At 47.0% G+C, this 22,499-nt stretch carries 16 protein-coding genes; 3 read left to right on the forward strand and 13 right to left on the reverse strand.

Annotation, left to right across the window (positions count from 1 at the left end):
- Positions 1–67: 67 nt before the first annotated feature.
- From MKY95_RS28375 to xylA, 8 genes are all read right to left on the reverse strand, one after another.
- The gene (locus tag MKY95_RS28375; protein ID WP_339195535.1) at positions 68–1,195 is read right to left on the reverse strand and encodes a transglutaminase domain-containing protein; all 1,128 of its coding nucleotides are present in this window, start codon (positions 1,193–1,195) and stop codon (positions 68–70) included.
- Between the two features lie 265 nt (positions 1,196–1,460).
- Complete coding sequence (locus MKY95_RS28380; RefSeq protein ID WP_339195539.1) at positions 1,461–3,854, reverse strand: S-layer homology domain-containing protein; 2,394 nt, start codon at positions 3,852–3,854, stop codon at positions 1,461–1,463.
- A 226-nt stretch (positions 3,855–4,080) separates the two neighbouring features.
- Positions 4,081–5,007 (reverse strand): alpha/beta fold hydrolase, encoded by a 927-nt coding sequence (locus tag MKY95_RS28385; RefSeq protein WP_339195541.1) that lies wholly within the window; start codon positions 5,005–5,007, stop codon positions 4,081–4,083.
- A 168-nt stretch (positions 5,008–5,175) separates the two neighbouring features.
- A complete protein-coding gene (locus tag MKY95_RS28390; RefSeq protein ID WP_339195544.1) occupies positions 5,176–5,802 on the reverse strand; it encodes a bifunctional 4-hydroxy-2-oxoglutarate aldolase/2-dehydro-3-deoxy-phosphogluconate aldolase in 627 nt (208 codons plus the stop codon).
- A gap of 247 nt (positions 5,803–6,049) precedes the next feature.
- Complete coding sequence (locus MKY95_RS28395; RefSeq protein WP_339195547.1) at positions 6,050–8,191, reverse strand: glycosyltransferase; 2,142 nt, start codon at positions 8,189–8,191, stop codon at positions 6,050–6,052.
- Positions 8,192–8,202: 11 nt separating this feature from the next.
- Positions 8,203–9,051 (reverse strand): glycosyltransferase family 2 protein, encoded by an 849-nt coding sequence (locus MKY95_RS28400; RefSeq protein WP_339195549.1) that lies wholly within the window; start codon positions 9,049–9,051, stop codon positions 8,203–8,205.
- A gap of 90 nt (positions 9,052–9,141) precedes the next feature.
- The gene (gene xylB, locus MKY95_RS28405; protein ID WP_339195551.1) at positions 9,142–10,635 is read right to left on the reverse strand and encodes a xylulokinase; all 1,494 of its coding nucleotides are present in this window, start codon (positions 10,633–10,635) and stop codon (positions 9,142–9,144) included.
- 678 nt (positions 10,636–11,313) lie between these two features.
- Positions 11,314–12,630 carry a xylose isomerase gene (gene xylA, locus MKY95_RS28410; RefSeq protein WP_036606941.1) on the reverse strand — a complete coding sequence of 439 codons (1,317 nt, stop codon included), beginning with the start codon at positions 12,628–12,630 and terminating at the stop codon, positions 11,314–11,316.
- A gap of 199 nt (positions 12,631–12,829) precedes the next feature.
- On the opposite strand from xylA, the gene MKY95_RS28415 reads away from it, so the two are divergent.
- Together MKY95_RS28415 and MKY95_RS28420 are read left to right on the forward strand one after the other, a co-directional pair.
- Positions 12,830–13,996, forward strand: a complete 1,167-nt coding sequence (locus tag MKY95_RS28415) for an ROK family protein (RefSeq protein WP_339195553.1) — start codon at positions 12,830–12,832, stop codon at positions 13,994–13,996.
- A 147-nt stretch (positions 13,997–14,143) separates the two neighbouring features.
- Complete coding sequence (locus MKY95_RS28420; RefSeq protein ID WP_017692236.1) at positions 14,144–14,341, forward strand: hypothetical protein; 198 nt, start codon at positions 14,144–14,146, stop codon at positions 14,339–14,341.
- A gap of 1,023 nt (positions 14,342–15,364) precedes the next feature.
- Here the strand turns inward: MKY95_RS28420 and MKY95_RS28425 are convergent.
- Both MKY95_RS28425 and trxB read right to left on the reverse strand, forming a co-directional pair.
- Positions 15,365–15,595 (reverse strand): glutaredoxin family protein, encoded by a 231-nt coding sequence (locus MKY95_RS28425; RefSeq protein ID WP_339195556.1) that lies wholly within the window; start codon positions 15,593–15,595, stop codon positions 15,365–15,367.
- A 62-nt stretch (positions 15,596–15,657) separates the two neighbouring features.
- The gene (trxB, locus tag MKY95_RS28430; protein ID WP_036606934.1) at positions 15,658–16,599 is read right to left on the reverse strand and encodes a thioredoxin-disulfide reductase; all 942 of its coding nucleotides are present in this window, start codon (positions 16,597–16,599) and stop codon (positions 15,658–15,660) included.
- A 256-nt stretch (positions 16,600–16,855) separates the two neighbouring features.
- Between trxB and MKY95_RS28435 the strand changes: the two genes are divergently transcribed.
- Positions 16,856–17,587: a ZIP family metal transporter gene (locus MKY95_RS28435; protein WP_036606933.1), complete on the forward strand. Its 732-nt coding sequence runs from the start codon at positions 16,856–16,858 to the stop codon at positions 17,585–17,587.
- 122 nt (positions 17,588–17,709) lie between these two features.
- Here MKY95_RS28435 and MKY95_RS28440 read toward each other — a convergent pair whose 3' ends face one another.
- From MKY95_RS28440 to MKY95_RS28450, 3 genes are all read right to left on the reverse strand, one after another.
- On the reverse strand, positions 17,710–18,519 hold the full coding sequence (locus MKY95_RS28440; protein ID WP_339195559.1) for an alpha/beta hydrolase: 810 nt from the start codon (positions 18,517–18,519) through the stop codon (positions 17,710–17,712).
- 131 nt (positions 18,520–18,650) lie between these two features.
- A complete protein-coding gene (locus MKY95_RS28445; protein ID WP_339195562.1) occupies positions 18,651–20,666 on the reverse strand; it encodes a heavy metal translocating P-type ATPase in 2,016 nt (671 codons plus the stop codon).
- Between the two features lie 422 nt (positions 20,667–21,088).
- Positions 21,089–22,396, reverse strand: coding sequence for a homocysteine synthase (locus MKY95_RS28450; protein WP_036606925.1), 1,308 nt, complete (start codon positions 22,394–22,396; stop codon positions 21,089–21,091).
- Between the last annotated feature and the right edge of the window lie 103 nt (positions 22,397–22,499).

Here is a 22,499-nt window from a genome sequence, read left to right on the forward strand (position 1 = left end):
GTTTTTGAACACAAATTGAACACAAAAAAGGATACTCCTCAAGCGGAGCATCCTTTTCAAACGATTGTTATAGTGTCCAGTTAATTTTGACGCGCAGATCCGTAGTACCTTCCATTTTGGACACATAATAAGATATCGATTTCATGCCAAGTTGGTACAAATCCTGCAAATCTTCAATCAGTCCAGCCTCCGTACCCTTGTACCTGAATGTCAGCGAGGTTCCGCCTTCCTTCAGTGTACTTTGAACCTTGGTCTTCAGCGCAGCATGGCCTTTGACGGCATCCTGTTCATCATACAGGGAATAGTCCAGAGCATGGTACAGCTTCTGATAAGCGGCTTTTTTGCTATCTCCGGCCTTCACCAGCTTTAATAAAGCTTCTCGATATGGGGCTGGCGCAGCGGGGTACTTGCTTTTGCCTGTCCAGATATGGTCACGTGCCATCTCATCATCACTCAGCAAATAGTAGCTGTGGCTAACCTTACCTTTGCGGTCAGGGGTAGGATCATCCCAGGTGGTGTCCATGTGATACCACTTGCCGTCCAGGTTCACGATATTCCAGGCATGAAGCTGCCCGCCCGCTGTACCTTCCACAATCCGGTTATCGATACCTACTCGCTCCAGCATCCGATATGCCAACAGTGAATATCCCTGACAGACGGTACTGCCTGTAACAAGCCCGTCGTAGGCCGTATATTTCTTCAACGAAGTATCGTAGGAAAGGTTAAGCACAATCCAGTCGTGGATGACCTTGACCTTCTCATGATCCGTCATGCCTGGTTTGATGATTTCTTTCAACACGTTTGTGACTTTACGATTCACATAATCGGTCTGCTCCTTGGTCTCCCGATAGGAGAGAGTCACATGCACCTCGGCCGACACATTGGAGCCTTTATAATTAAATGCATAACTTTTAACGGTATATTGGATATAGGGGTCACTCTTCATTGCCTCATCGATGGAGGTTTGTAATTGTTTTTTGAGGCCCTTCACATTGCCTTTGTATGTAAAAACAAGTTCCTCCGTTCGCTGTGACATTGCGGTAAGCAAGGTCTGGCGCAAATCTGTTGCCGTGGATATATCTGATGTCCCTGATGCAGCATACAGTTGATCCAGATCAATCGTACGTGGTAACGCTACAGCAATCAGACAGCCTGCCAGCAGTATGGTGATAATTCGTTTCCCGTTCTTACCCATGAAAGGAACCCACCCTTCTTTGCAAAGTTCTCACGCCCTATTGTATCACAAAAGGCTCTGTCGTCATTCTTCTATATCATTTCAACTAAAGAATATTTACAAGAACACTCGTGTAAATGTTAGTTGAAATGATTTAATTTTTGTAAAAATTAAATCAAAAGAGACCTTCTATGGAAGGTCCCTTTGATCTTTAGTTCATTGAATCACGATTACCCGTTATCTTCATCCTATGTTTCGTTTGGTCACGATATGAGTGATTCCTCGTCTAATACAGGCGATTACCACTCATAAACGTATCTGTTTTACCTTGAAGCTTCGCCAGCCGTTCCAATACCTGTGACGCTTCAGCTACCGTCACTTTACGTGCAGGCATGAATCGTCCTTCAATCGAAGGAAGCAATCCCAGCTTCAGACTCAGGGAGACCGCTCCCTTACTCGTAATGGCACTGGCATCCGCAATGTTGGGAAGATCCGATGGCAACGTATAGAATCCGGCCAGCTTCTCATAGCGTAAAATACGTACAAGCAGCACTGCCAATTCTTCACGTGTCATCTCTTCCTGCGGATTCAAATTCTGTTCAGGGTCCGCTCCGGCAAGCCAGCGCTGATCAATTAATGCCCGAACTGCCTTATAATACGGGCTGTCAGGTGTCACATCAGCGTATAACTTGTCATCTCCGTCCCCACTGTAGTACAGATCCATATTTGGATTAATCGCTCTTGCCAGATAGTTAAACCAATCTCCTCGGGTGATCACACGATCCGGGAATACGCGTCCCTGCTCATCAGCAAGCAATACGCCATGCTGTGTCATATTGCGTAGAGCTGCTTCGGCCACATGACCCAAGATATCCGTAGGTTCAGCCTTGGTTGCAGAGCTTGTGTCCCCGTATAAAAGCTTCCACTCCCCTGTGTTCGCATCCAGCGCTTCATAGTTGCCATAGATCGAATTCTCATCACGTGTAGGCATATAAGCAAGGTTCACCCCCGCCGGGATGACTTGACCACCGTTCATACCATATCCGCCATAACGGGAATATGCGAGGATCAGCTTGAATTCCTCCAGATAGAGTGCCTTGGCCTCTTCATAACTGATGGCTGGCTTAACATCTGCTGGCAGTTGTTCAGGCGTTGCCGCAATACGTGTATAGAACTCGTTAATCGTCCCGTTGTTTAACACCTGTACTTGTGCCGTATCTTCCTTAACCGGAATTCCGTTCAGATAACGCTGGAACAAAAATGTGCGAGCATCATCCACCTCAATCACGTTAGCCAGTCGGAACTGCTCCGTTGCGTCTGGAACTAGCGCAATCACCGTGTCCATCGCCAGTTTCTCAGCCTGCTTCCGGGTTACCAATTTGCCTGCCTTCTCCTCAGCCGGCTTCTCCTGTTCCATCTCCGGTCCCATTCGTTGCATCATCGTATAACTGTAGATCTGCCCGGTAACTGCATCTACCTGTGCTGAGATATCCCGCATGAACATATAGGACATATTGGCACTTCGATCGCTCCAGCTCAGACTCCACACCTGATTGTTCGGACTTGAGTAATATCCCTTGCCCAACTGGTTATGCTCCAGCTTATAACCCTTGGGTATATCAAAGTTTGTTGCGACCCGATTGGCGGCCTGCTGTACATTTAACCTCGTACCATTGGCCGGGACAAAAGGCGTTACATCACCTTTCAACTTCGTATCCTGCTGCAAGGAATCTTCATCTACAGCTTTACCTGTTAATGTATTAATCCGTTCCAACGTATTGGCTTCAATCGGAATGATACTGATATTTTTTGGTGTATATGCAAGGTAATACTGCTGACCCTGTTTGGAAGATAGACGATCTTTGGCGATATAAGCCAGTTCCACATCGAACTGTTCTTCAAACTGCTGTCTGGCCTTCTCTTCTGAAGCTGCCGGTTTCGATGAGGGATACTTGGCTTCGATAGTACCTCGTGAGTAACCTGTCACCAAACCACTTTCATCCACATTAATGTAGACTGTCTCTGCGTCAGTTAACAATCCATCATGTTTTAACTGGTACCCGTATCGATACTCTGTTCTGCCAAACAATGACTCTTGTTCAATAGAAGAATACAGATCTCCAAGCGGAGCATATTCACTTTCCTTAAGTCCTGGAATCGCTTGGTACAACAATGCCACGGCCTTTTCTTCAGCTTGAGCTTTGGTTAACTTCACATCTGATTCCGAGACATGTTTATCCAGGATATCCGACGGCAAATGTACACTTAACACTTCCCCTGTGCCTGCATGTACAGTTCCACTGAATCCGGACGTATGATTACCTTGTGTAATCTGGAACCCGATCTCCCATGCCTTGTATTCTGGCGGTGGATAGGAATTAGGTGAATCGAATCGTGCAGATGAGATCGTTGCTTTTTTTAATAATGGAAATAATTTCAGTATATTTTCACTGGCTTGCCTGGATGAGATTTTCGCTCCCTCAGGCACGTCATTGCTCGTTGCGTCTAGTTGTTCATTTTCCCCCGTTGTCGCTGCGGTCAACTGCTCTGCTTGCGCGGCTGATGCACTGCCTGCAAAACCTGGTGTTTGCGAAGCAAGCAGCAGTGTTGCCATCGCTGCGGTTGTTGCTTTCGCTGCGAACATTTTCAAACGTAAATTAAACTTCCAATTCAAACTCAAATCTGGACCTCTCCCTTCAATTTCATACAAAGAAGCATAACAAATAACCTCGCATGAATATTGCCAGTCTATTCTATGATACCATAAGCTTCCTTTTTAAACGTCGTTTTCGGGGCAATTTTACAAATGTGAATTTCTGCATATTGCTAATAACAGCAAAAAAACGCCAACCACGTTGGCGTTTTATCTGTTAGCCTGCACTCTTATGTAGGCTGAATCTACCTTGTCAACTACTCGCTATAGACGAATCGTTCGACTTCTTCTGACCTTGAACATGGGTTTTCAAAAAGGGAATAACGGTATCCCAGAAGGCGGGATCTTCCTCGGAACAACTGTGTCCTCCGCTGTTGACCCATAGATGTTCAACAGGCGGATCGGCCTTGGACATAAAATATTCAAGCTCACTCGGGGGAATGAAATTATCTCCCTTGGAGTGCACCATAAGCATCGGCAGTTGCATCCCCCTGCGCCGTTCATTCAGCATGATCACCGGATCACGTTGACGATAAGATTTCAGAGATTCACCCAGTCGCCAGAACCAGATTCTCGGGATTAACTGGGCCAGTGGAAACAAGGGCAGACGCCGGCGTCTCAGCTCTGAACTGACGATTACCTCAAATTGCGATGGCATCGAGTCCGTAATCACTGCTGATACAGGAATTCCCTCCGTCACTGCAAGAATCGTACCCAGTCCACCCAAAGAATGTCCAAGCACTCCGATGGCATCCGCATCAATCTCTGGTCGTGCAGTCGTATACTGCAACGCCGCGAGCAGATCATCCCGGAACAGGTAGGCAGATGCAGCACGAACCGGATCACTGGCCCCATGACTGCGGACATCATACATAAACAGGGCATATCCGGCTTCCCAGATCGGACGTGCGTAGCGAAGAACACGGGAGCGATTGGAGCCCCAGCCATGTGCAATAATAACGAGCGGCCATGGTTTTGGAATGTCGGCTCTGGCCGGGATGAACCAGCCATGCACCCGACCTCCCCCACTATCAAAGGTCACATCCTCAAATGGCATTGGGGGTGTCAGTGTGATTGGAATCTTCTTGGGTGTCTGGCTCTTCACCGCCGCCTTCCATAATCCACCTGCCGTTACTGCGGCCACGGCGAGCATGCCGCCTATCATTGTTTTAGCTTTCACAGGGCATCTCTCCTCTCCGAATTCTGGCATACATCCATCATAGAACAATAGAATGAACGGTACGTTAAAGGACATCGATTTTTATGATAAAGATTGATCCAACAATTAATTTAAAGGCGCCTTTATATATATACCCAAATATACATATCCCTCATATGACACTGGAGCCTAGGCTTCGGCTGCTTCCACAAATCTCCGTGCACATGCTGCAATCTGCTCATGATCTCCTGAGGCAAGGGCTTCTCGTGGCAAAAGTGCACTTCCCAGACCCACTGCAGCAGCGCCTGCTGCATAATAATCAGCAATATTCTCCAGTGTGGCACCACCTGTTGCCAGCAGTGGAATATGATTCAGTGGAGCTTTGATCTCCCGCAGATACGGTATACCCAGACTCGCCATCGGAAACAACTTCACAACTCGTGCTCCCGCTTCATGGGCAGCGACAATCTCCGTGGGTGTCATGGCTCCAGGCCAGATCTCGACACCATGTTCTACAGCATATTCAATGACAGACAGATCGACATTGGGAGACACCAGAAATTGTGCTCCTGCAGCGACCGCTTCCTTCGCCATCTGCACATTCAGTACCGTACCCGCTCCAACATAAGCCTTTCCTTCATGCCGCTCACGCCAGTCTGCAATAATATCATGTGCTCCAGGTGTGTTCAGTGTGACTTCCATCAATCGGATGCCACCATTCGTCATACCTTGTCCAGCTGTTACTGCCGCTTCACGGCTTATACCACGTACAATCGCGACCAGCCTCGACTCCAATAGTACTTCCGTCAAATTCATATCCAGTTCCCCTTGCTTCATCAATTCGGCAGCCGAAGACAGGCAATCATGGTCACCGCTTTTCCGTTATTCATTATTGTAAAGCATATCCTCCCCTGGATGAAATACATTAATCCATTTCTGAAGTGAATGCGTCTGTCACCAACTCTATGATGTACTTTTATCACAATGCAAAAAACCTCTCTATGGAACATAGGCTGATTCACCCATTCAATTCCACGAAAGAGGCATCATTGCGACCGTAATGCTAAGCATTTTCCAATACGTTATCCTTCTCCAAATCTTTAAAGTATCGATCGTTATATAACATGCTCGGATGTGTTGGATGATAGGCGAGTGCGATATCATTATGTTCCCGGGCCTTGGCACGGTTACCCATCCGGTCATAACACACACATAGTTGCAGATGCGGCATCCAGGTCCAGGCTGCTTCATTCAGCACTACCATAGGATCATCAGGACGTACAGCACGAGTCGCCTGTTCGTACCAGAACAGGGCCTTGCGATAATCTTCACGGTCGGCAAAATAACCACCCAATCGACAGCATATCTCGGCTCTTGGCAAATCATAGGCAAATGATCGGAACAACGCCGTGACTTCCTGTTCCGAATGTTCAAGTGCAGCTTCACAATCCGCAATTTTCTGGCAAGCAGCGATCTGATCTTCCACCCAGCCCAGCCCGGTATCCAGAAACTTCTCATAGTACTTCACTGCATCCTCATGCTGTCCATGGTCCTTCAGTTCGTTACCGAAGTAGTACAAGTCACGCGGCCCGAATTCCTCTCCGGCCTGTTCCCTTTTGCGATAGATCCGCAGATTCCGATCGGTATACTCCTTATCTTTCTTGTGAGTAACCGCTATATCACTATGCAGCAGATTGCCCGCTACAGCCAGGTATTCATGCACCGCACCAATCCAGCGAAATTGCCGATCCCGACGCACCAGACGATTCCGGCGCAGACTGTAGGCTACCTTGCCATCTGCTGTGAATGACAGATTATAATCCATCGTGACACTATCAACATCCGGGTCCAGCGAACGTTTCAAGGCGATCAGTTTCGCCCGATCTTCCGGTTCGAACACATCATCGGCATCCAGCCAAAGAATATATTCACTCTTTGCCTGATCGAAGGCAAAATTGCGTGCTGCTGCAAAGTCATCCACCCATTCAAAATCAACGATACGATCCGTATATCTGGAAGCGATCTGACGGGTACGATCCGTTGATCCGGTATCCACGATCACAATCTCATCGGTAATCCCGTTGACCGAGTCCAGACATCTGGCGAGGGAAGCTTCTTCATTTTTTACAATCATACACAGGGTAATACTGATCGTCTCCTCACCTCTTCTCGCCCTGCGGTTAAAGGCAGATACCCCCGGCAGTTCGGACAATCGATAGATGTGGTACGCGGGGAGATGAGTATCGACGAACAAACGAAAACCCAGTGCCTGAGCACGGATGCAGAAATGACGATCTTCACCCCAGAAGGATACATTGGGAATCTGGTCATATGAAACTCCAGCTGCCAAAACATTTTTGCGAATAAGGGTACACGCCCCTAGTCCTCCAACTTCATAACAACCCGGGATCCGGAGTTGCGTTAGAAAAGCAGTCGTTTGCGTGCCCTCGTCCTCCGCCTCGGTTCCGTCTACTGTTTTGCCACCGCGGCGATACAAAGCATACTCATCTTGCAACCATACCTGAGGCATTTCCCTGGCATCCGGTTGCCAGCGGGTCCAAAAGATATTGGATACAATGTCTTTGCCACTCGATACAAGTTGCTCCAGCGTCCGCGGATGCAGCACCAAGTCAGAATCAATCAGGAAAACCGCATCGTAGTGATTGTCGCGTGCATATTGCAATATGCGATTTTTCAAACCGGCTACACGCCAAATCTGCTCATCCTGCCAATAATGTCCTCCCTCATCCTTGCTGTACACCCCTTTGTTGTCAGGACTACCGTTACCGTGTTCATCTGCTTGAATAACCGTCCCTTCATGCTGAAGCACAAATTCATGCAATATATTCGATGCGGCTTCTTCCACGTTATCGTCAACAAACAGATAATCCGTCTTCACTGTTGTTCGTTCCAGTGCATGTAGAGAATCCAGAAATTCACGGAGCACCGGCGTTGTCTGGCGAACCGGGCTGGCGATCAGTATTCTTTCCTGGCCAGGCGCTTCAAGCGTTTCCGCTTGGCGGGTTTCCAGCGATTTATCAGAATGTCTGGACGGTCGATGATTACTCTGGCTCTCTTTCTGATTCTCATTTGCGCTCTCATGTTGCTTCTCATTCTGATTCTCTTTCTCTTGGGAATTCGGCTCTACTTGAGATTTGAATTCTTCTTGCGATTTACGTAACAGGTCTTTCTTCAATGTGCTCACTCCCCCTCTCCTTATTCGAACCATGCCAACAGTCGTGGCTCTTGATCCAATATCGATTCGTACTGTTCCTTCCAACCGTATCTTGCTTCAGGGTCCAGTGCTTGATAGCGTTCATATTTGCGGATGCGGTCTTCTTCCCGCGCCCAACCATAGTGCTTCACCCGGGGAGCATGACATCCATAGGACCAATGCTGGATCGTTAACGGAAAACGACCACAATGCTGGGGTGTTTCCTTCCATTCATAGCTCATCCCCGGGTGATAACGAATCAGAAATGGCCGATAATAGGCATGCGCCTGCCAGAACTCATCTTCCCTGTAATGCGTCTCACTCCACATATCAAACAATCTGAAATAGATCGCATCTTCATTGCCACTGAGCAACAGATTCCGTACCACCCCAAAGTCACTGGTTAGAATCTCATCCGCATCCAGATTCAAAATCCACTCCGGATTGGTCGCCACCGTCTCTTCCCATTGTTGTTTTCTCAAGCTTACCTCGTCTGCAAAACGTGAAGCAGCGTTCTCCACTAATACGAGTGGAATACCGTCCAGAAGTTCCCTGCACAGTGCGACCGTTCCATCCGTGCTTCCGTCATCAATGATTACTGCGCGATCAATCCAGGGACGATGTCTCTCCAGTGCCTGCCTGAGATACCGATTCTCTTCATTACGAACGATCATCGACAAGGTAATATGTGGTCTTCCATGTTCCTCATGTCCATCCAAAGCTTCACCCCCGATGCTCAAGCTTCTACCTATTAAAATGTCAGACACACGATGCCTGGACGAATCACAATCCTCTATTTCCAATCTATGCAGAGGCGGAATACGGATATGCAGGCCAAATAAACCTTTCATGGGGTTAATCTTGATGAACGACAAAAAAGCACCCGCCTTCGCGGATGCTTTTAAATGTAATCACAAGATTAATGTAGTGAAATAAATGAATTAACGGTATTCAGCCAAACGATCATTGAGACTACGTGTCTGTCCATAGACTTCCTGGTACAGTGCAAACAATCCATCATAGACGGCAACCGTTTCCGGGTTCGGCTCATAGGACTTCGCTGGACGAATAAACGCTGTTGCGCATTCTTGCAAGGATGGGAACCAGCCACAGCCATAGGCAGCCAGCATCGCTGCACCCATCGCAGGACCCTGTTCGCTCTCCAACTTCACAATCGTGGCGTTAAAGACATCCGCCTGCATTTGCAACCATGCTTCATTTTTGGCACCGCCACCAATGGAGATGACTTCATTGACTGTTTTGCCTGCGCCACGCAGAATATCAATCGATTCCCGCAGCGAGAAGGTAATGCCCTCCATCACCGCACGTCCAAAGTGCTCCAGCTTGTGTCCCGCATCCATACCGATGAAGCTGCCACGGATATTCGCATCCGGATGAGGTGTACGCTCCCCAACGATATATGGTGTGAACAACAATCCGTTGCTGCCCGCCGGAATCTGATCGATGCCCTGCAAGAGCACATCAAACGATTTGTCGGCTGCAAACGTATCCTTGAACCAGGACAGGCTGTATCCTGCGGCAAGCGTTACACCCATAATATAGAAGGCATCTTTCTCTCCATGGTTAAAAAAGTGTACTTTGCCTTCGAAGTCGAGATCTTTACGCTCTTCGTAGGAAAGCACAACCCCGGACGTTCCGATGCTGCACATCGTCTGTCCTTCACTCAGAATGCCTGCGCCAATGGCACCGCATGCATTGTCCGCGCCACCTGCGTATACTTTCGTCGCAGTCGCCAGACCCGTTTTGTCCGCAATCTCAGGCAGCAACGTGCCCACTTCCTCAAACGATTCCACAAGACGTGGACAAAGGGAGATTGGTAGCTCGAATGCTTCTGCAATCTCTTTGCTCCACTGTTTGCCTGCAACGTCCAGCAGCAAAGTTCCCGCTGCATCGGAATAATCCATAGCGTAATCCCCGGTCAGGCGATAACGCACGTAGTCTTTCGGCAATAGGAACAAGGATGCTTGCTGTAACAATTCAGGCTCGTTCTCCTGAACCCACAAAATTTTTGGCAAGGTAAAGCCTTCCAGTGCACGGTTCCGGGCAATGCTTAACAGCTTGCCATCCAGTACTTTTTCGATCCGGCGGCACTGAGCCGTTGTGCGTGTATCGTTCCACAGGATTGCATTCCGCAGCGGTTTGCCTTCAGCATCCACCAAGACCAGCCCATGCATCTGGCCCGAGAAGCTCAATCCTTCGATTTCCGAAGGCTGCACGCCAGACACTTCGAGCAATTTACGCAAGGAAACAATTGTTTGCTCTACCCAATCTTCGGGATTTTGTTCACTGTATCCAGCCTTGGGCTGGTACAACGGATATGCCTCGGATGCTTCAAATGCCACTTTTCCTTCACGATTGACCAACACGGTTTTAACCGCGCTGGTTCCAAGATCGACACCAATTACGTAACTCATAGGTTAACTCCTCTCGTTTGTAACAGGATTGTATAAGTGAAACCCTAATGCTCATGTGGTCACTCCGTGATCAGAAAACCCTCAGATCGCCGTTACCCCCAGATTTCCTTTATACCCCTTAGCAAGGGTGAAATCCGGGGATAATGCGACCGCTTTGCTTCCTCGGGTCCTTTCTGCTCACTTCGTTCTGCATGTACCATCTTAGACAAACATTTATATCAAAACAGTAAAAACATACTCGTTTTTGTAGCGAAAAGATTGATCCAATGACCTTGATTCGTCATTGGTTATAAATGAAACCTTGATGCTCATGTGGTCAATCCGTGATCAGAAAACCCTTGGATCGCCGTTACCCCCGGATTTCCTTTAATCCCTTTGACAAGGGAGAAATCCGGGAATAAATGCGACCGCTTTGCTTCCTCGGGTCCTTTCTGCTCACTTCGTTTAGCATGCAAATTATTCATTTATATCAAAAATTTAAAAATCGCGTTATTTAATCAAAAAACCGCCCCCGTCTTCCCAAGGGAAAGTCGGGGACGGTCCGAATGTCATGCTTGTTCAGGCGTTCCATGGTACAAGCTAATCTTGTGCATAGGCTAGTTTGGATACTAATGTCCAACACATATGAGTTGAATAACCATTGGTGGTCGACGTGCACCAACCCTACCTAATGCGCTATTAGTCAGCCAAGATGTACTGGTTGAGTTGTGCTCTCAGCAATTCCTGACGTCCGGATTGGTTTTTACGTGGGCTTTCGTTGTTGAGTGCATACTCAGCAAGGGAAGCCAGTGTTGCTTTACCTGCAACCACATCTGCACCAATACCTTCGCTGAAGCTGCTGTAACGTTTTTCGATGAAGTCATCGAATACGCGATCTTCAATCAACTTCGCTGCTACTTTCAGACCTTTTGCATACGTGTCCATACCTGCGATGTGTGCCAGGAACAGATCGTCAGCTTCGAAGGAACCACGACGTACTTTCGCGTCAAAGTTCACACCACCACGGCCGATACCGCCGTTTTTCAATACTTCATACATTGTCAACGTAGCATCGTACATATCAACCGGGAACTCATCCGTATCCCAACCGATCAACATGTCGCCTTGGTTCGCATCGAGGGAACCGAGCATGCCGTTTGTACGAGCAACGCGGATTTCGTGATCAAATGTATGACCAGCCAGTGTAGCGTGGTTTGCTTCCAGGTTGAGTTTGAAGTGTTTGTCCAAACCGTATTTTTGCAAGAAAGCAATGGAAGTTGCTGCATCATAATCATATTGGTGTTTCGTTGGCTCTTTTGGTTTAGGCTCGATCAGGAATTGTGCATCAAAGCCAATTTCTTTCGCGTAGTCTACAGCCATGTGGAACATGCGAGCAATGTTGTCTTGCTCCAGTTGCATGTCTGTGTTCAGCAATGTGTCGTAACCTTCACGACCGCCCCAGAAGACATAGTTTTCAGCGCCCAGACGTTTACCCACTTCCAGACCTTTTTTGATCTGTGCTGCAGCATGAGCATACACGTCTGCGTTGCAAGTGGATGCTGCACCAAACATGAAGCGTGGGTTCGAGAACATGTTCGCCGTGTTCCAGAGCAGTTTTTTGCCGCTGGATTTCATATGATCTTCAATCAGATCAACAATGGTATCAATGTTGCTGTAGAACTCGCGCAGGTTGTTGCCTTCTGGTGCAATGTCCACATCGTGGAAACAGAAGAACGGGAGATTCATTTTTTCCAAAAATTCAAATGCCGCTTCCACGCGTACTTTCGCGAGGTCCAGACCTGAGTATTTATCCCACGAACGAACAGCTGTCTCCGCACCGAACGGGTCACTGCCGCCTGCAGTTAATGTATGCCAGTAAGCCATGCCAAAACGGAAATGTTCTTCCATCGATTTGCCGGCTACCACTTCTTCCGGATTATAATGTTTAAAAGCAAAAGGATTCTTGGAATCTTTACCTTCAAATGCAATTTTATTAACGGATTCAAAATAGGCCATGTGTAAAATGCCTCCTCAATAGTTTTAAGAAATCGTTTACACCGTTATCCTATCACATCGAATTTACTTTGTCTATTGGTTAAACAAAGTAAAAATAAAAATGTTTTTTGCACGGTTGTTTACGCTATAATAGTCGAATAACTTGTTTCGGATGTGGGTCAGAACCCTTTTATCAGAAGAATAGGAGTGCCTTAACGATATGAAAATTACCGGAGACCAGATGCTGGTCAAAAAAATAAACAAGTCGATCGTTCTGGATACGATCCGGCGCCATGCCCCTCTTTCTCGCGCACGAGTGTCCGAGGTTACGGGGCTGAACAAAGCAACGGTATCCAACCTGGTTGCTGATCTGATCAGTGATGACCTGGTGCAGGAGATTGGCCCTGGGGAATCCAGCGGCGGTCGTAAACCACTCATGCTGCTGTTTCGAGGGACATCAGGCTATGCAGTCGGTCTGGAACTCAGTGTGACCCATTTGAAAGGCGTGCTTACAGATCTGGAAGGACACATCATTACAGAGTACGCAGTGACCTTGGAACATCACGACGTGTCCTCTGTTCTGGAGCAATTGAAATTGGCAGCAAAACAGCTCATTGATGCAGCTCCTCCTTCCCCTCACGGTGTCATTGGGATTGGTATCGGCGTGCCCGGCATGGTGGATGAGGCCGGAACGGTCCTGTTTGCACCCAACCTGGGTTGGGAGAAGGTAGCTCTGCGCTCCATGCTTGAAGAAGAATTTGAACTGCCTGTAACGATCGATAATGAAGCCAATGCTGGTGCTCATGGAGAGTTGAATTTTGGGGCAGGTATCGGTGTCCGTCACATGATCTACATCAGTGCAGGTATGGGGATTGGTTCAGGCATCATGGTAGATGGTGAATTATACAAAGGTGCGTGGGGCTACGCAGGGGAAACAGGCCATATGTCCATTGAAGCGGAAGGTCTGCCCTGCTCCTGTGGTAATCGTGGTTGCTGGGAGTTATATGCATCGGAAAAAGCCTACGAGCACCCGGACCATCAGCTAAAATTACCTGCTCATACTACACGCGAGCTTATTCATTATGCGGAGCAAGGTCACGATGCTGTTCAAGAATTATACAACACGATTGGGCGCAAACTGGGGATTGGCATTACCAATATCGTTAACAGCTTCAACCCGGAACGTATTATCATTGGCGGTCCGCTCTCTGAAGCAGGTCCCTGGATTGAAACAGCGTTAAAACAAGTTGTCGAGGAACGTACATTACCTTATCACCGCCGCAGTTTGCAGATTGAATGGGCAGCTCTGGGCAGCCGTTCCACCCGCGTTGGTGCTGCTTACTCTGCAATATCCCAGTTTTTAGGAAAAATCAGGGTGTCTGTCTAATAACAGATGAAAATTGACATCATTTCGCCCCATTTCCTCCCTTTTTGTTAAAGAAATCCAGATGTATAATGGGGTTATGTGATTTTTGTCATGGCTGTGTGAATCAAGCTGTGTTAATTCCGATAACGAAACGGAGTGAAAAAAAGCGTGACCTACGTGGATACTTCAGATATCTCGGCGCAAATGTTTGTCACCGTCCTCCTGTTCCTGATTGTGCTTGCGCCCCTGTTCAGCCTTGGCATACTCCGATTGTTCCAGAGCAAAAAGAAGGCTGGTTTCATGTACATGCTGTCAGGATTGCTGGTGTATGTTGTATTTCAGACTTTCATGAGTATTTTTTTCTAGATGTAATTATTTGTTTTCATGCAAAATCCCCTTTCGCAGTCATTCATGGGTACACGTTATCATGCACTCTGAATTACGGACGCAAGGGGATTTTTCTGCATATTTTTGCCCATTCTTAACATCGATGCTGAATTATGGACAACTCGAACTTTCTTTAAATCGTTCTTCAATCATATAAACGATATTCTGGATTGAGTACCTATATATTTAATACGTTTACGTTGTTTTGAGATCTGACCTCTGCAGAAGATAAGCAATGGAGTTTTTTGACTTACTCTTTAATCCTAGTTAACGGAACAAAAGTAGTCAAACCAGTATGTTTTTTTTACTTTTTCAATGTAAAATGATTGTTGGTTGGAAATTAATATTGGATTTACCACTAGATTAGAGAGGAGCTTTAATATGCTTAAAAAGACATCTGGTTTCCTGTTTGATTTTATACTTTGTTCTATTCTTTATTTTATTGGTATAACCCTACTATGGGGTATAGAACTGCAAGTTTATCCTATGATGAGTGTTAATCCAAAAGATTATATTTTGATATTCTTTGTAATTAATTCTTTGATAACTTTTCTTATTCATTCTAGATTTTATAATTTTGGAAATTGGTATACCTCACGAAAACTAATGATCAAATCCCGAACTAATAAAAAAGTAATGTCAGTTATTATTATAATGGCCTTAATTCCAGTTGTTTTAACTAGTATGTGAGCATGGATATCTCGTATATTCGCCTGCTCCCAGAAGCGAAAATGCTCCTCCTGATCTATAATCATGCTGCTTGTTCACCTCAATTATGCTCTGTGACTTAAGAAAATGATATCGCACTTCTGTACATCGGACAATTGCGAATGATGTTTGTGACCAGATACCAATCTATCCGATTCACTCATAGAAAACGCACAAAAAACCGTACCCTTCCGGGTACGGTTCTTTCTATATCCTAACGGCTCGCGAAAACCGGAATTACATATGAATCGAAAATTTCTTTCAACACATGATGATTCAGATAATCAGCCTGATTTAAGCGTCCAATGCTTTGGCAAATTGAGTTTTGTTCATACCCAGAATGCGGTGTTCACCAATGACAGTCAATGGCACGGCACGTACACCCATGTCCCATACTTGTTGTGCAAATTCATCGCTAATTTCGATGTTGCGCTCTTCGTATGAAATACCTTTGTCAGCCAGGAACGTTTTTACGGATTTGCAGTTCGGGCAGTTCGTTGATGTATATACAATTACGTTTTCCATGTTTAATTCACCTCATATGGTTTTGTATTAATCTATAGTTTGGTTGGAATCAGCTCATTCTATTACAGAACAACTGCGCTGTGCTCCAAGCTCTCAATGTATTTCTCTGTGTCCATGGCAGCCATACATCCGCTACCTGCAGCTGTGATCGCTTGTTTGTAACGAGTATCTTGAACGTCACCACATGCGAATACGCCTGGGATGTTTGTCTCGGATGTGCCTGGTGTAGTCAGGATATAACCATGTTCGTCCGTAGTGATCTGTCCGCCAAGGAAACCAGTGTTTGGTGTGTGACCGATCGCTACGAATACGCCGCTTGCTGGAATCACTTCTTCTTCACCTGTTTCGTTGTTCAACACTTTCAATCCGGTTACGCCGTTGTCGCCAGCAAGTACTTCGAGTGGTGTACGGTTCAAAGCCATTTCTACTTTTTCGTTGCTACGTGCACGATCCTGCATGATTTTGGAGCCACGCAGTTCTTCACGACGGTGTACCAGCGTTACTTTGGAACCGAAACGGGACAGGAAGCTTGCTTCCTCAAGAGCAGAGTCACCACCGCCGATGACGATGATTTCTTTGTTACGGAAGAAGAATCCATCACATGTTGCACATGTGCTGACACCGCGGCCTATATTCGTTTCTTCGCCAGGGATACCCAGGTATTTAGCAGTTGCGCCTGTGGACAGGATCAATGTTTCCGATACGAGTTCACCCATACCTTCAACTTGAATCTTGAATGGACGCTCGCTCATATCGATGTTGTTTACCCAGCCTGTGCGGAATTCAGCACCGAAGCGCTCAGCTTGTTTACGCATGTTGTCCATCAGTTCAGGACCCATAATACCATCAGGGAAACCTGGGAAGTTCTCCACTTCAGTCGTTGTTGTCAGTTGGCCACCAGGTTGTGGTCCTTCAATAACGAGTGGGTTCATGTTGGCACGTGCCAGATAGATTGCTGCTGTCAGCCCTGCAGGGCCTGTTCCAATAATAATTGATTTATACATGTATAGTTCCTCCCCCGGGTTCTGCAAAAAGGTTAGACCCTCCGGCATCAAAAGCTTAGGCTTTTGCATACACTAGAACGAAAAGCCCACATCATGTCCACAAGACCTGCCTGTGATATGACAATGGCCCTATGCAGAAACGGAATTCTAATTTATAATCATTCTAATCTGTTGTTCATTATGATCTCTTTTATGTACGGTGTCAATGCTCGGCAGCGATTATGAAGAAGTCTTCATCAGGAGGGAAAATGGAAGCATGAACGATGCACTCATTGGCAGTTTTATATCAGCCATGTCTACCGGCCTAGGGGCCGTACCGATTCTATTTATGCGTAAAATATCACACCGTCTGCGTGATATCTTGCTGGCATACGCCGCAGGTATTATGACCTCAGCCTCGGTGTATAATCTCATTCCGGAAGCGCTTGGCCAATCGAATCTCTTTGTACTTGCATTTGGTATTATGCTTGGTAGCCTGGTTCTACTGGTGCTGGAGATGAAGATTCCACACGTCGATCTGGAGAATCCCGAGAAAATGCCTTTTAAAATTGAAACCAAAGCCTTCATGATTATTGCAGCCATCACCATGCATAATCTGCCGGAAGGGTTATCCGTTGGAGTCAGCTATGCAAGCTCGGATGAGAACCTTGGCAATCTCATTGCCTTTTCCATTGGATTGCAGAATGCGCCGGAAGGATTTCTGGTGGCCCTTTTCCTAGTAAACCAGAACATTGGCCGCTTCAAAGCGCTGGGTATTGCCACCCTGACCGGAGCGGTAGAGATTATTACAGCTATGATTGGTTACACCTTGAGCAGTCTCGTAGCTGGTCTTGTGCCTTATGGTCTGGCCTTTGCAGCCGGTGCGATGATGTTCATTGTTTATAAGGAACTTATTCCCGAGAGTCACGGCGATGGCAATGCACGTGTGGCGACGATGTCCTTTTTACTCGGGCTCATCACGATGATTGGTCTGACCGAACTGTTTTAATTGAAGACTAAAGAACCCGGCGAACAGTCCAAGACTGTCGACCGGGTTCTTTGTTTAGCCACAAATGAAGATTCCATGAAATTACTAGGATCGTCTGTCAGAGGTATTATGCCCTCTCCTGATCAGGATTGGATGAAACGAATCAATTCCGAATTGAATTTTTCCAATTCATCATAGAATGCACCATGACCACTCTCTTCAAAAGCAATCAGTTGAGACGAAGCGATGCCCTTGTGCATCTGCTCCGCGAATTCGAACGGACAGATCTCATCTTTTTTCCCGTGCAAAATGGCTGTTGGCACCTGAATGGAACTCAGGTCACCTCGCAAGTCCTCGTCCCGCAACGCAATTGCACTGCGAATGGTACCATAAGATGAAGCTTCCATGCCGAGAGCGTGGAACCAATCCATGAATGCCTGGCTGTGTTTCTTCGCGAAGAACATGCCGCCAAACGTCTCCAGTAACTTCGGACGATCTGCAAAGATTGGCTCAATGATCTGCTCGTTCAGCTGCTCTGGAGTCAATCCATACGGATAACCTTCACGCTGTGTGAACACAGGTGCTGCCGCAGATAACAAGGTCAGCTTGGAGACGCCATGTCCCTTATGGCGAGCCATGTAATGTACTGCGATCGCTCCACCCATAGAGAATCCTGCGAGTACCGCGTCTTTCAGCTCCAGATCATCAATAACGGCACGAACATCGTCTGCCATGCGATCATAATCATATCCTGTGGAAGGCTTATCCGATAAGCCATATCCTCTAAAATCTATCGCGATGGCACGAATGCCATGGTTCGGCAGTACGTTCAATTGGTATTCAAACATTTTATAATTAACAGGCCAGCCGTGCAAAAAGACAACCGGGGTTCCTTCGCCAATATCTTCAACATATACTTTTACATTCGGTTCCACTTGTACATAACGTCCCATATTCACAGCTCCCTTATTATCGAATCGTCTCTTCGAATCATTACCCGCTGACCCAAGGTTCAAACGTAAGCTGTTCCACCAGCCGCATACTACCAGCGAAACCAATTACTCATTTTCCTCTTCAAATCTTATTACCGTAGCAGTCTAAGCCCATTTAGAATAACCAGAATTGTACTGCCTTCATGACCTACCACACCCAGAGGCAATGCAACGTCTTGGAGGAAGTTACCAACAATTAAAGCCAGAATAACGGTGATGGCAAAAAACATATTCTGCTTCACCGTGCGCTGTGCTCGACGAGCCTGCCCAATCACCCAAGCGATCTCTTCAATGTTATCGTTCATAAGTACCGCATCAGCGACCTCCAGTGCAGTCCCGCTGCCGGACAATCCCATCCCCATACCCACAGTAGCTGCTGCAAGTGCCGGTGCATCATTGACACCATCCCCTACCATCAGCACAGGACCATACTGTTTGCGGAGTGCTTGTACCTGCTTCACCTTATCTCCAGGCAGCAAGTCTGCATAGACCATGCTTACTCCAGTTTCACGCGCAATTACAGAAGCTGATCTGGCTCGATCTCCTGTTAACATGGCAACTTTTACACCCATCGCTTCAAGCTTTTTCACTGCAGCTGCTGCCTGTGGCCGTACCGTGTCCCGCATCGCGATCAGCCCGACTAATTCACCATCAGCCATAACAGCGGATACGGTTTTTCCCTCCCCTTCAAGACGAGAGCATACATCACCCCACTCAGAAGATACTTTCACAGGGTTAACATCATGTTCATCTGAATCATCAACGTTAGCGTCCTTTATCTTCTCTAACTGCAACGATTCCATTACATTTGTTTTGCCAATGCTCCAGACCACATCGGTTACCGTTCCTTCGATGCCCCAGCCTGTTAGAGCCTGTACGTGCTCTGCTTCCTGAAGTGTAATGTTTTCCTTGTTCGCCTGATCTACGATGGCACGAGCCAAGGGGTGCATGGAGAGGTTCTCAATCGCCGCTACCGCAGCTAACAGCTGGGTACGATCTACATGTTCAGCCGTAATAATATCGGTGACTTGCGGGGTGCCCATGGTCAATGTACCTGTTTTGTCAAAAGCCACGACCCGCGTGCGAGCCATATTCTCCATATGGGCACCTCCCTTAAAGAGAATGCCACGGCGCGCACTGCTGGACATCGCGGACAACATGACAGGCATGATGGCAGACACCAATGCACAAGGTGAAGCAACAACCAGAAACACCATGGCTTTATAAAATGCCTCATTCCATGTCCAGCCAAACACTAGTGGAGTTCCTGCAATGACAAGTAAGGTCACTATTACAACAATACGTGCGTAAATTCCTTCAAACCGCTCCATAAAACGCTGGGAATCCGGCACTTCTGCCTGCGCTTCTTCCACCATTTTAATGATTTTGCCAAACAGTGACCCTTCAGCCGATTTTGTAACCTCTACGTATAAAGCACCCTCCCCGTTTACCGTACCTGCATAGACTTCATCCCCCGCAACTTTGTCCACAGGCAGGGATTCTCCGGTGATGGACGACTGATTGATAAAAGAACTCCCACGGTACACGACACCATCTGCTGGGATGAGTTCTCCCGGTTTGACCAATAGCAGATCACCAGGTTGCAGATCATCAATAGCCACGAGGTTCATCTGTCCATCCTCAATACGCAGTGCAGTCTCTGGCTTCAGCGCCAGTAAAGATGAGATATCCTTATGACTGCGCTCTGTCGCATAACTTTCCAACGCACCACTGAGTGCAAAAATAAAGATCAGCATCGCACCTTCATTCCAGTAACCGATGGCTGCTGCCCCGAGGGATGCTGCAATCATCAGCAGGTTTACATCCAGATCACGTTCCTTGACCAGTGTCTCGATGCCTTCCTTCGCTTTGGTCCAACCGCCAACGGCATACGCTACAATGTAGAGCATGATGGATAAGGTACCAAAATAAGGTGCAGTTCCCCAGGCAATCAGCATCAACAGCCCGCTGCCCAATGCAGATTGCATCTCTTTATTCTGCAACATGGCTCGGAAATCAGGCTTCTTGCTCCCATTGGAGCCGGGTGTTTGGGATGAGCGCTGTCCCGCTTGTTTCTGTCTGTGTAGTGGTTGATGTATCGCTTGCATATGAATCACGTTCCTTTCGAATGGTAGGTTTGCGGATGAAGAGTCTGCTAAATTCCGCTCCCAAAAATGAAGTTGTATTGAGAATGAGAGCCATTGTTAATGCCCTAAAAATGACACATGCTGCTGCGGGAATCCCGCAGCAGCATGGTTTTGTGAATGATTTTGACATAATCTCGAATGAGAATGATAATCATTTTTGCACTTATGCAATTGTGTTTACTCAATACAACTTTTAATCAGTATATGCCTGCGATCCACATTTGTAAATGGGCTTTTTTCGATGGATAGTCATACATGCGTGTTCAAAAAGACAAAAAGCCGCTGTCCCGGAGGACAACGGCTTTAACCATCTATTGATACTCATATGACCTGTTTATGGCATATCACTTAAGTGATTGTTTACACATCCACCCAAATGCCATTTACGCGCCTACACTTGCTCCCTGACTTGCTTTGATGGCTTGCTCCAGATCATAGATAATGTCTTGAATGTTCTCCGTACCCACAGAAAGACGAATCAACTCCGGATTAACGCCTGCTGCAGTTTGTTCATCTTCGGTCAACTGCGCGTGAGTTGTACTTGCCGGGTGAATAATCAGTGACTTGGAATCGCCCACGTTTGCAAGGTGAGAGAACAGTTTGACACTTTCAATCAACTTGCGACCCGCGTCCGCACCACCTTTGATGCCAAAGGTCAGAATCGCACCCTGCCCTCTTGGCAGATACTTCTGTGCAAGCTCATAAGAACCGTGGCTCGGTAGACCTGCATAACTTACCCAAGACACATCCTCATGTTTCTCAAGGAATTCTGCAACCGCAAGGGCGTTGCTACTATGACGCTCTACGCGCAGATGTAATGTCTCGAGTCCTTGCAGCAACAACCAGGAGTTGAATGGAGAGATCGTTGCACCCAGGTCACGCAGAAGTTGTACACGAGCTTTGATAATATAAGCAATCGGTCCAACCGCTTCCGTATATACAACACCGTTATAACTGGAGTCCGGCTCCGTCAATCCAGGGAACTTGCCACTTGCTTTCCAGTCAAATTTCCCGCTGTCCACGATAACGCCACCAATGGATGTACCATGACCGCCAATAAATTTCGTTGCAGAGTGAACGACAATATCTGCTCCATGTTCGATTGGACGAAGCAGGTACGGACTTGGGAATGTGTTATCCACAATCAAAGGAATTCCATGTTCATGAGCGATGGCTGCCACCGCTTCAATATCCAGTACATTCCCCTTTGGATTACCAATCGTTTCGGCATACAATGCTTTCGTTTTCTCCGTAATCGCTGCCCGGAAATTCTCAGGATCACTGGAATCCACAAATTTTACGTCCAGACCCAGTTTCGGCAAAGTCGTCGAGAACAGATTGTATGTACCTCCATACAAACTCGCCGAAGATACGATCTCATCACCTGCACCAGCAATATTCAGAAGTGAAAACGTTATGGCTGCCTGACCAGAAGCTGTAGCCAGCGCTCCAGCTCCGCCTTCCAACGCCGCAATCCGTTGCTCAAACACGTCGGTTGTTGGATTCATCAGACGGGTATAAATGTTGCCAAACTCTTTCAAACCAAACAAGTTAGCTGCATGCTCGGTGTCCTTGAATCCATACGATGTTGTCTGATACAAGGGCACAGCTCGTGCGTTGGTGGTTGGATCAATCTCCTGGCCTGCATGAATTGCCAATGTTTCAAATGAAAGCTCACGTTCGTTTGACATAAATCTGAATCCTCCCTCAATATATACGTTCTTTAAGTTCCTGATGTCTTCGCATGGTGGCGTATGTTTTCCATATTCTCTCACAAGATGTCGCATTTGAAAA

It is taken from the genome of Paenibacillus sp. FSL P4-0176, from assembly GCF_037975265.1.
GTDB classification, from domain to species: domain Bacteria; phylum Bacillota; class Bacilli; order Paenibacillales; family Paenibacillaceae; genus Paenibacillus; species Paenibacillus amylolyticus.

Coding starts and splice junctions, on each gene's coding strand:
- MKY95_RS28375 (WP_339195535.1), bottom strand. CDS start 1,195: ATGGGTAAGAACGGGAAACGAATTATCACCATACTGCTGGCAGGCTGT.
- MKY95_RS28390 (WP_339195544.1), bottom strand. CDS start 5,802: ATGAATTTGACGGAAGTACTATTGGAGTCGAGGCTGGTCGCGATTGTA.
- MKY95_RS28400 (WP_339195549.1), bottom strand. CDS start 9,051: ATGAAAGGTTTATTTGGCCTGCATATCCGTATTCCGCCTCTGCATAGA.
- xylB (WP_339195551.1), bottom strand. CDS start 10,635: ATGAGTTACGTAATTGGTGTCGATCTTGGAACCAGCGCGGTTAAAACC.
- xylA (WP_036606941.1), bottom strand. CDS start 12,630: ATGGCCTATTTTGAATCCGTTAATAAAATTGCATTTGAAGGTAAAGAT.
- MKY95_RS28415 (WP_339195553.1), top strand. CDS start 12,830: ATGAAAATTACCGGAGACCAGATGCTGGTCAAAAAAATAAACAAGTCG.
- MKY95_RS28425 (WP_339195556.1), bottom strand. CDS start 15,595: ATGGAAAACGTAATTGTATATACATCAACGAACTGCCCGAACTGCAAA.
- trxB (WP_036606934.1), bottom strand. CDS start 16,599: ATGTATAAATCAATTATTATTGGAACAGGCCCTGCAGGGCTGACAGCA.
- MKY95_RS28435 (WP_036606933.1), top strand. CDS start 16,856: ATGAACGATGCACTCATTGGCAGTTTTATATCAGCCATGTCTACCGGC.
- MKY95_RS28440 (WP_339195559.1), bottom strand. CDS start 18,519: ATGGGACGTTATGTACAAGTGGAACCGAATGTAAAAGTATATGTTGAA.
- MKY95_RS28445 (WP_339195562.1), bottom strand. CDS start 20,666: ATGCAAGCGATACATCAACCACTACACAGACAGAAACAAGCGGGACAG.
- MKY95_RS28450 (WP_036606925.1), bottom strand. CDS start 22,396: ATGTCAAACGAACGTGAGCTTTCATTTGAAACATTGGCAATTCATGCA.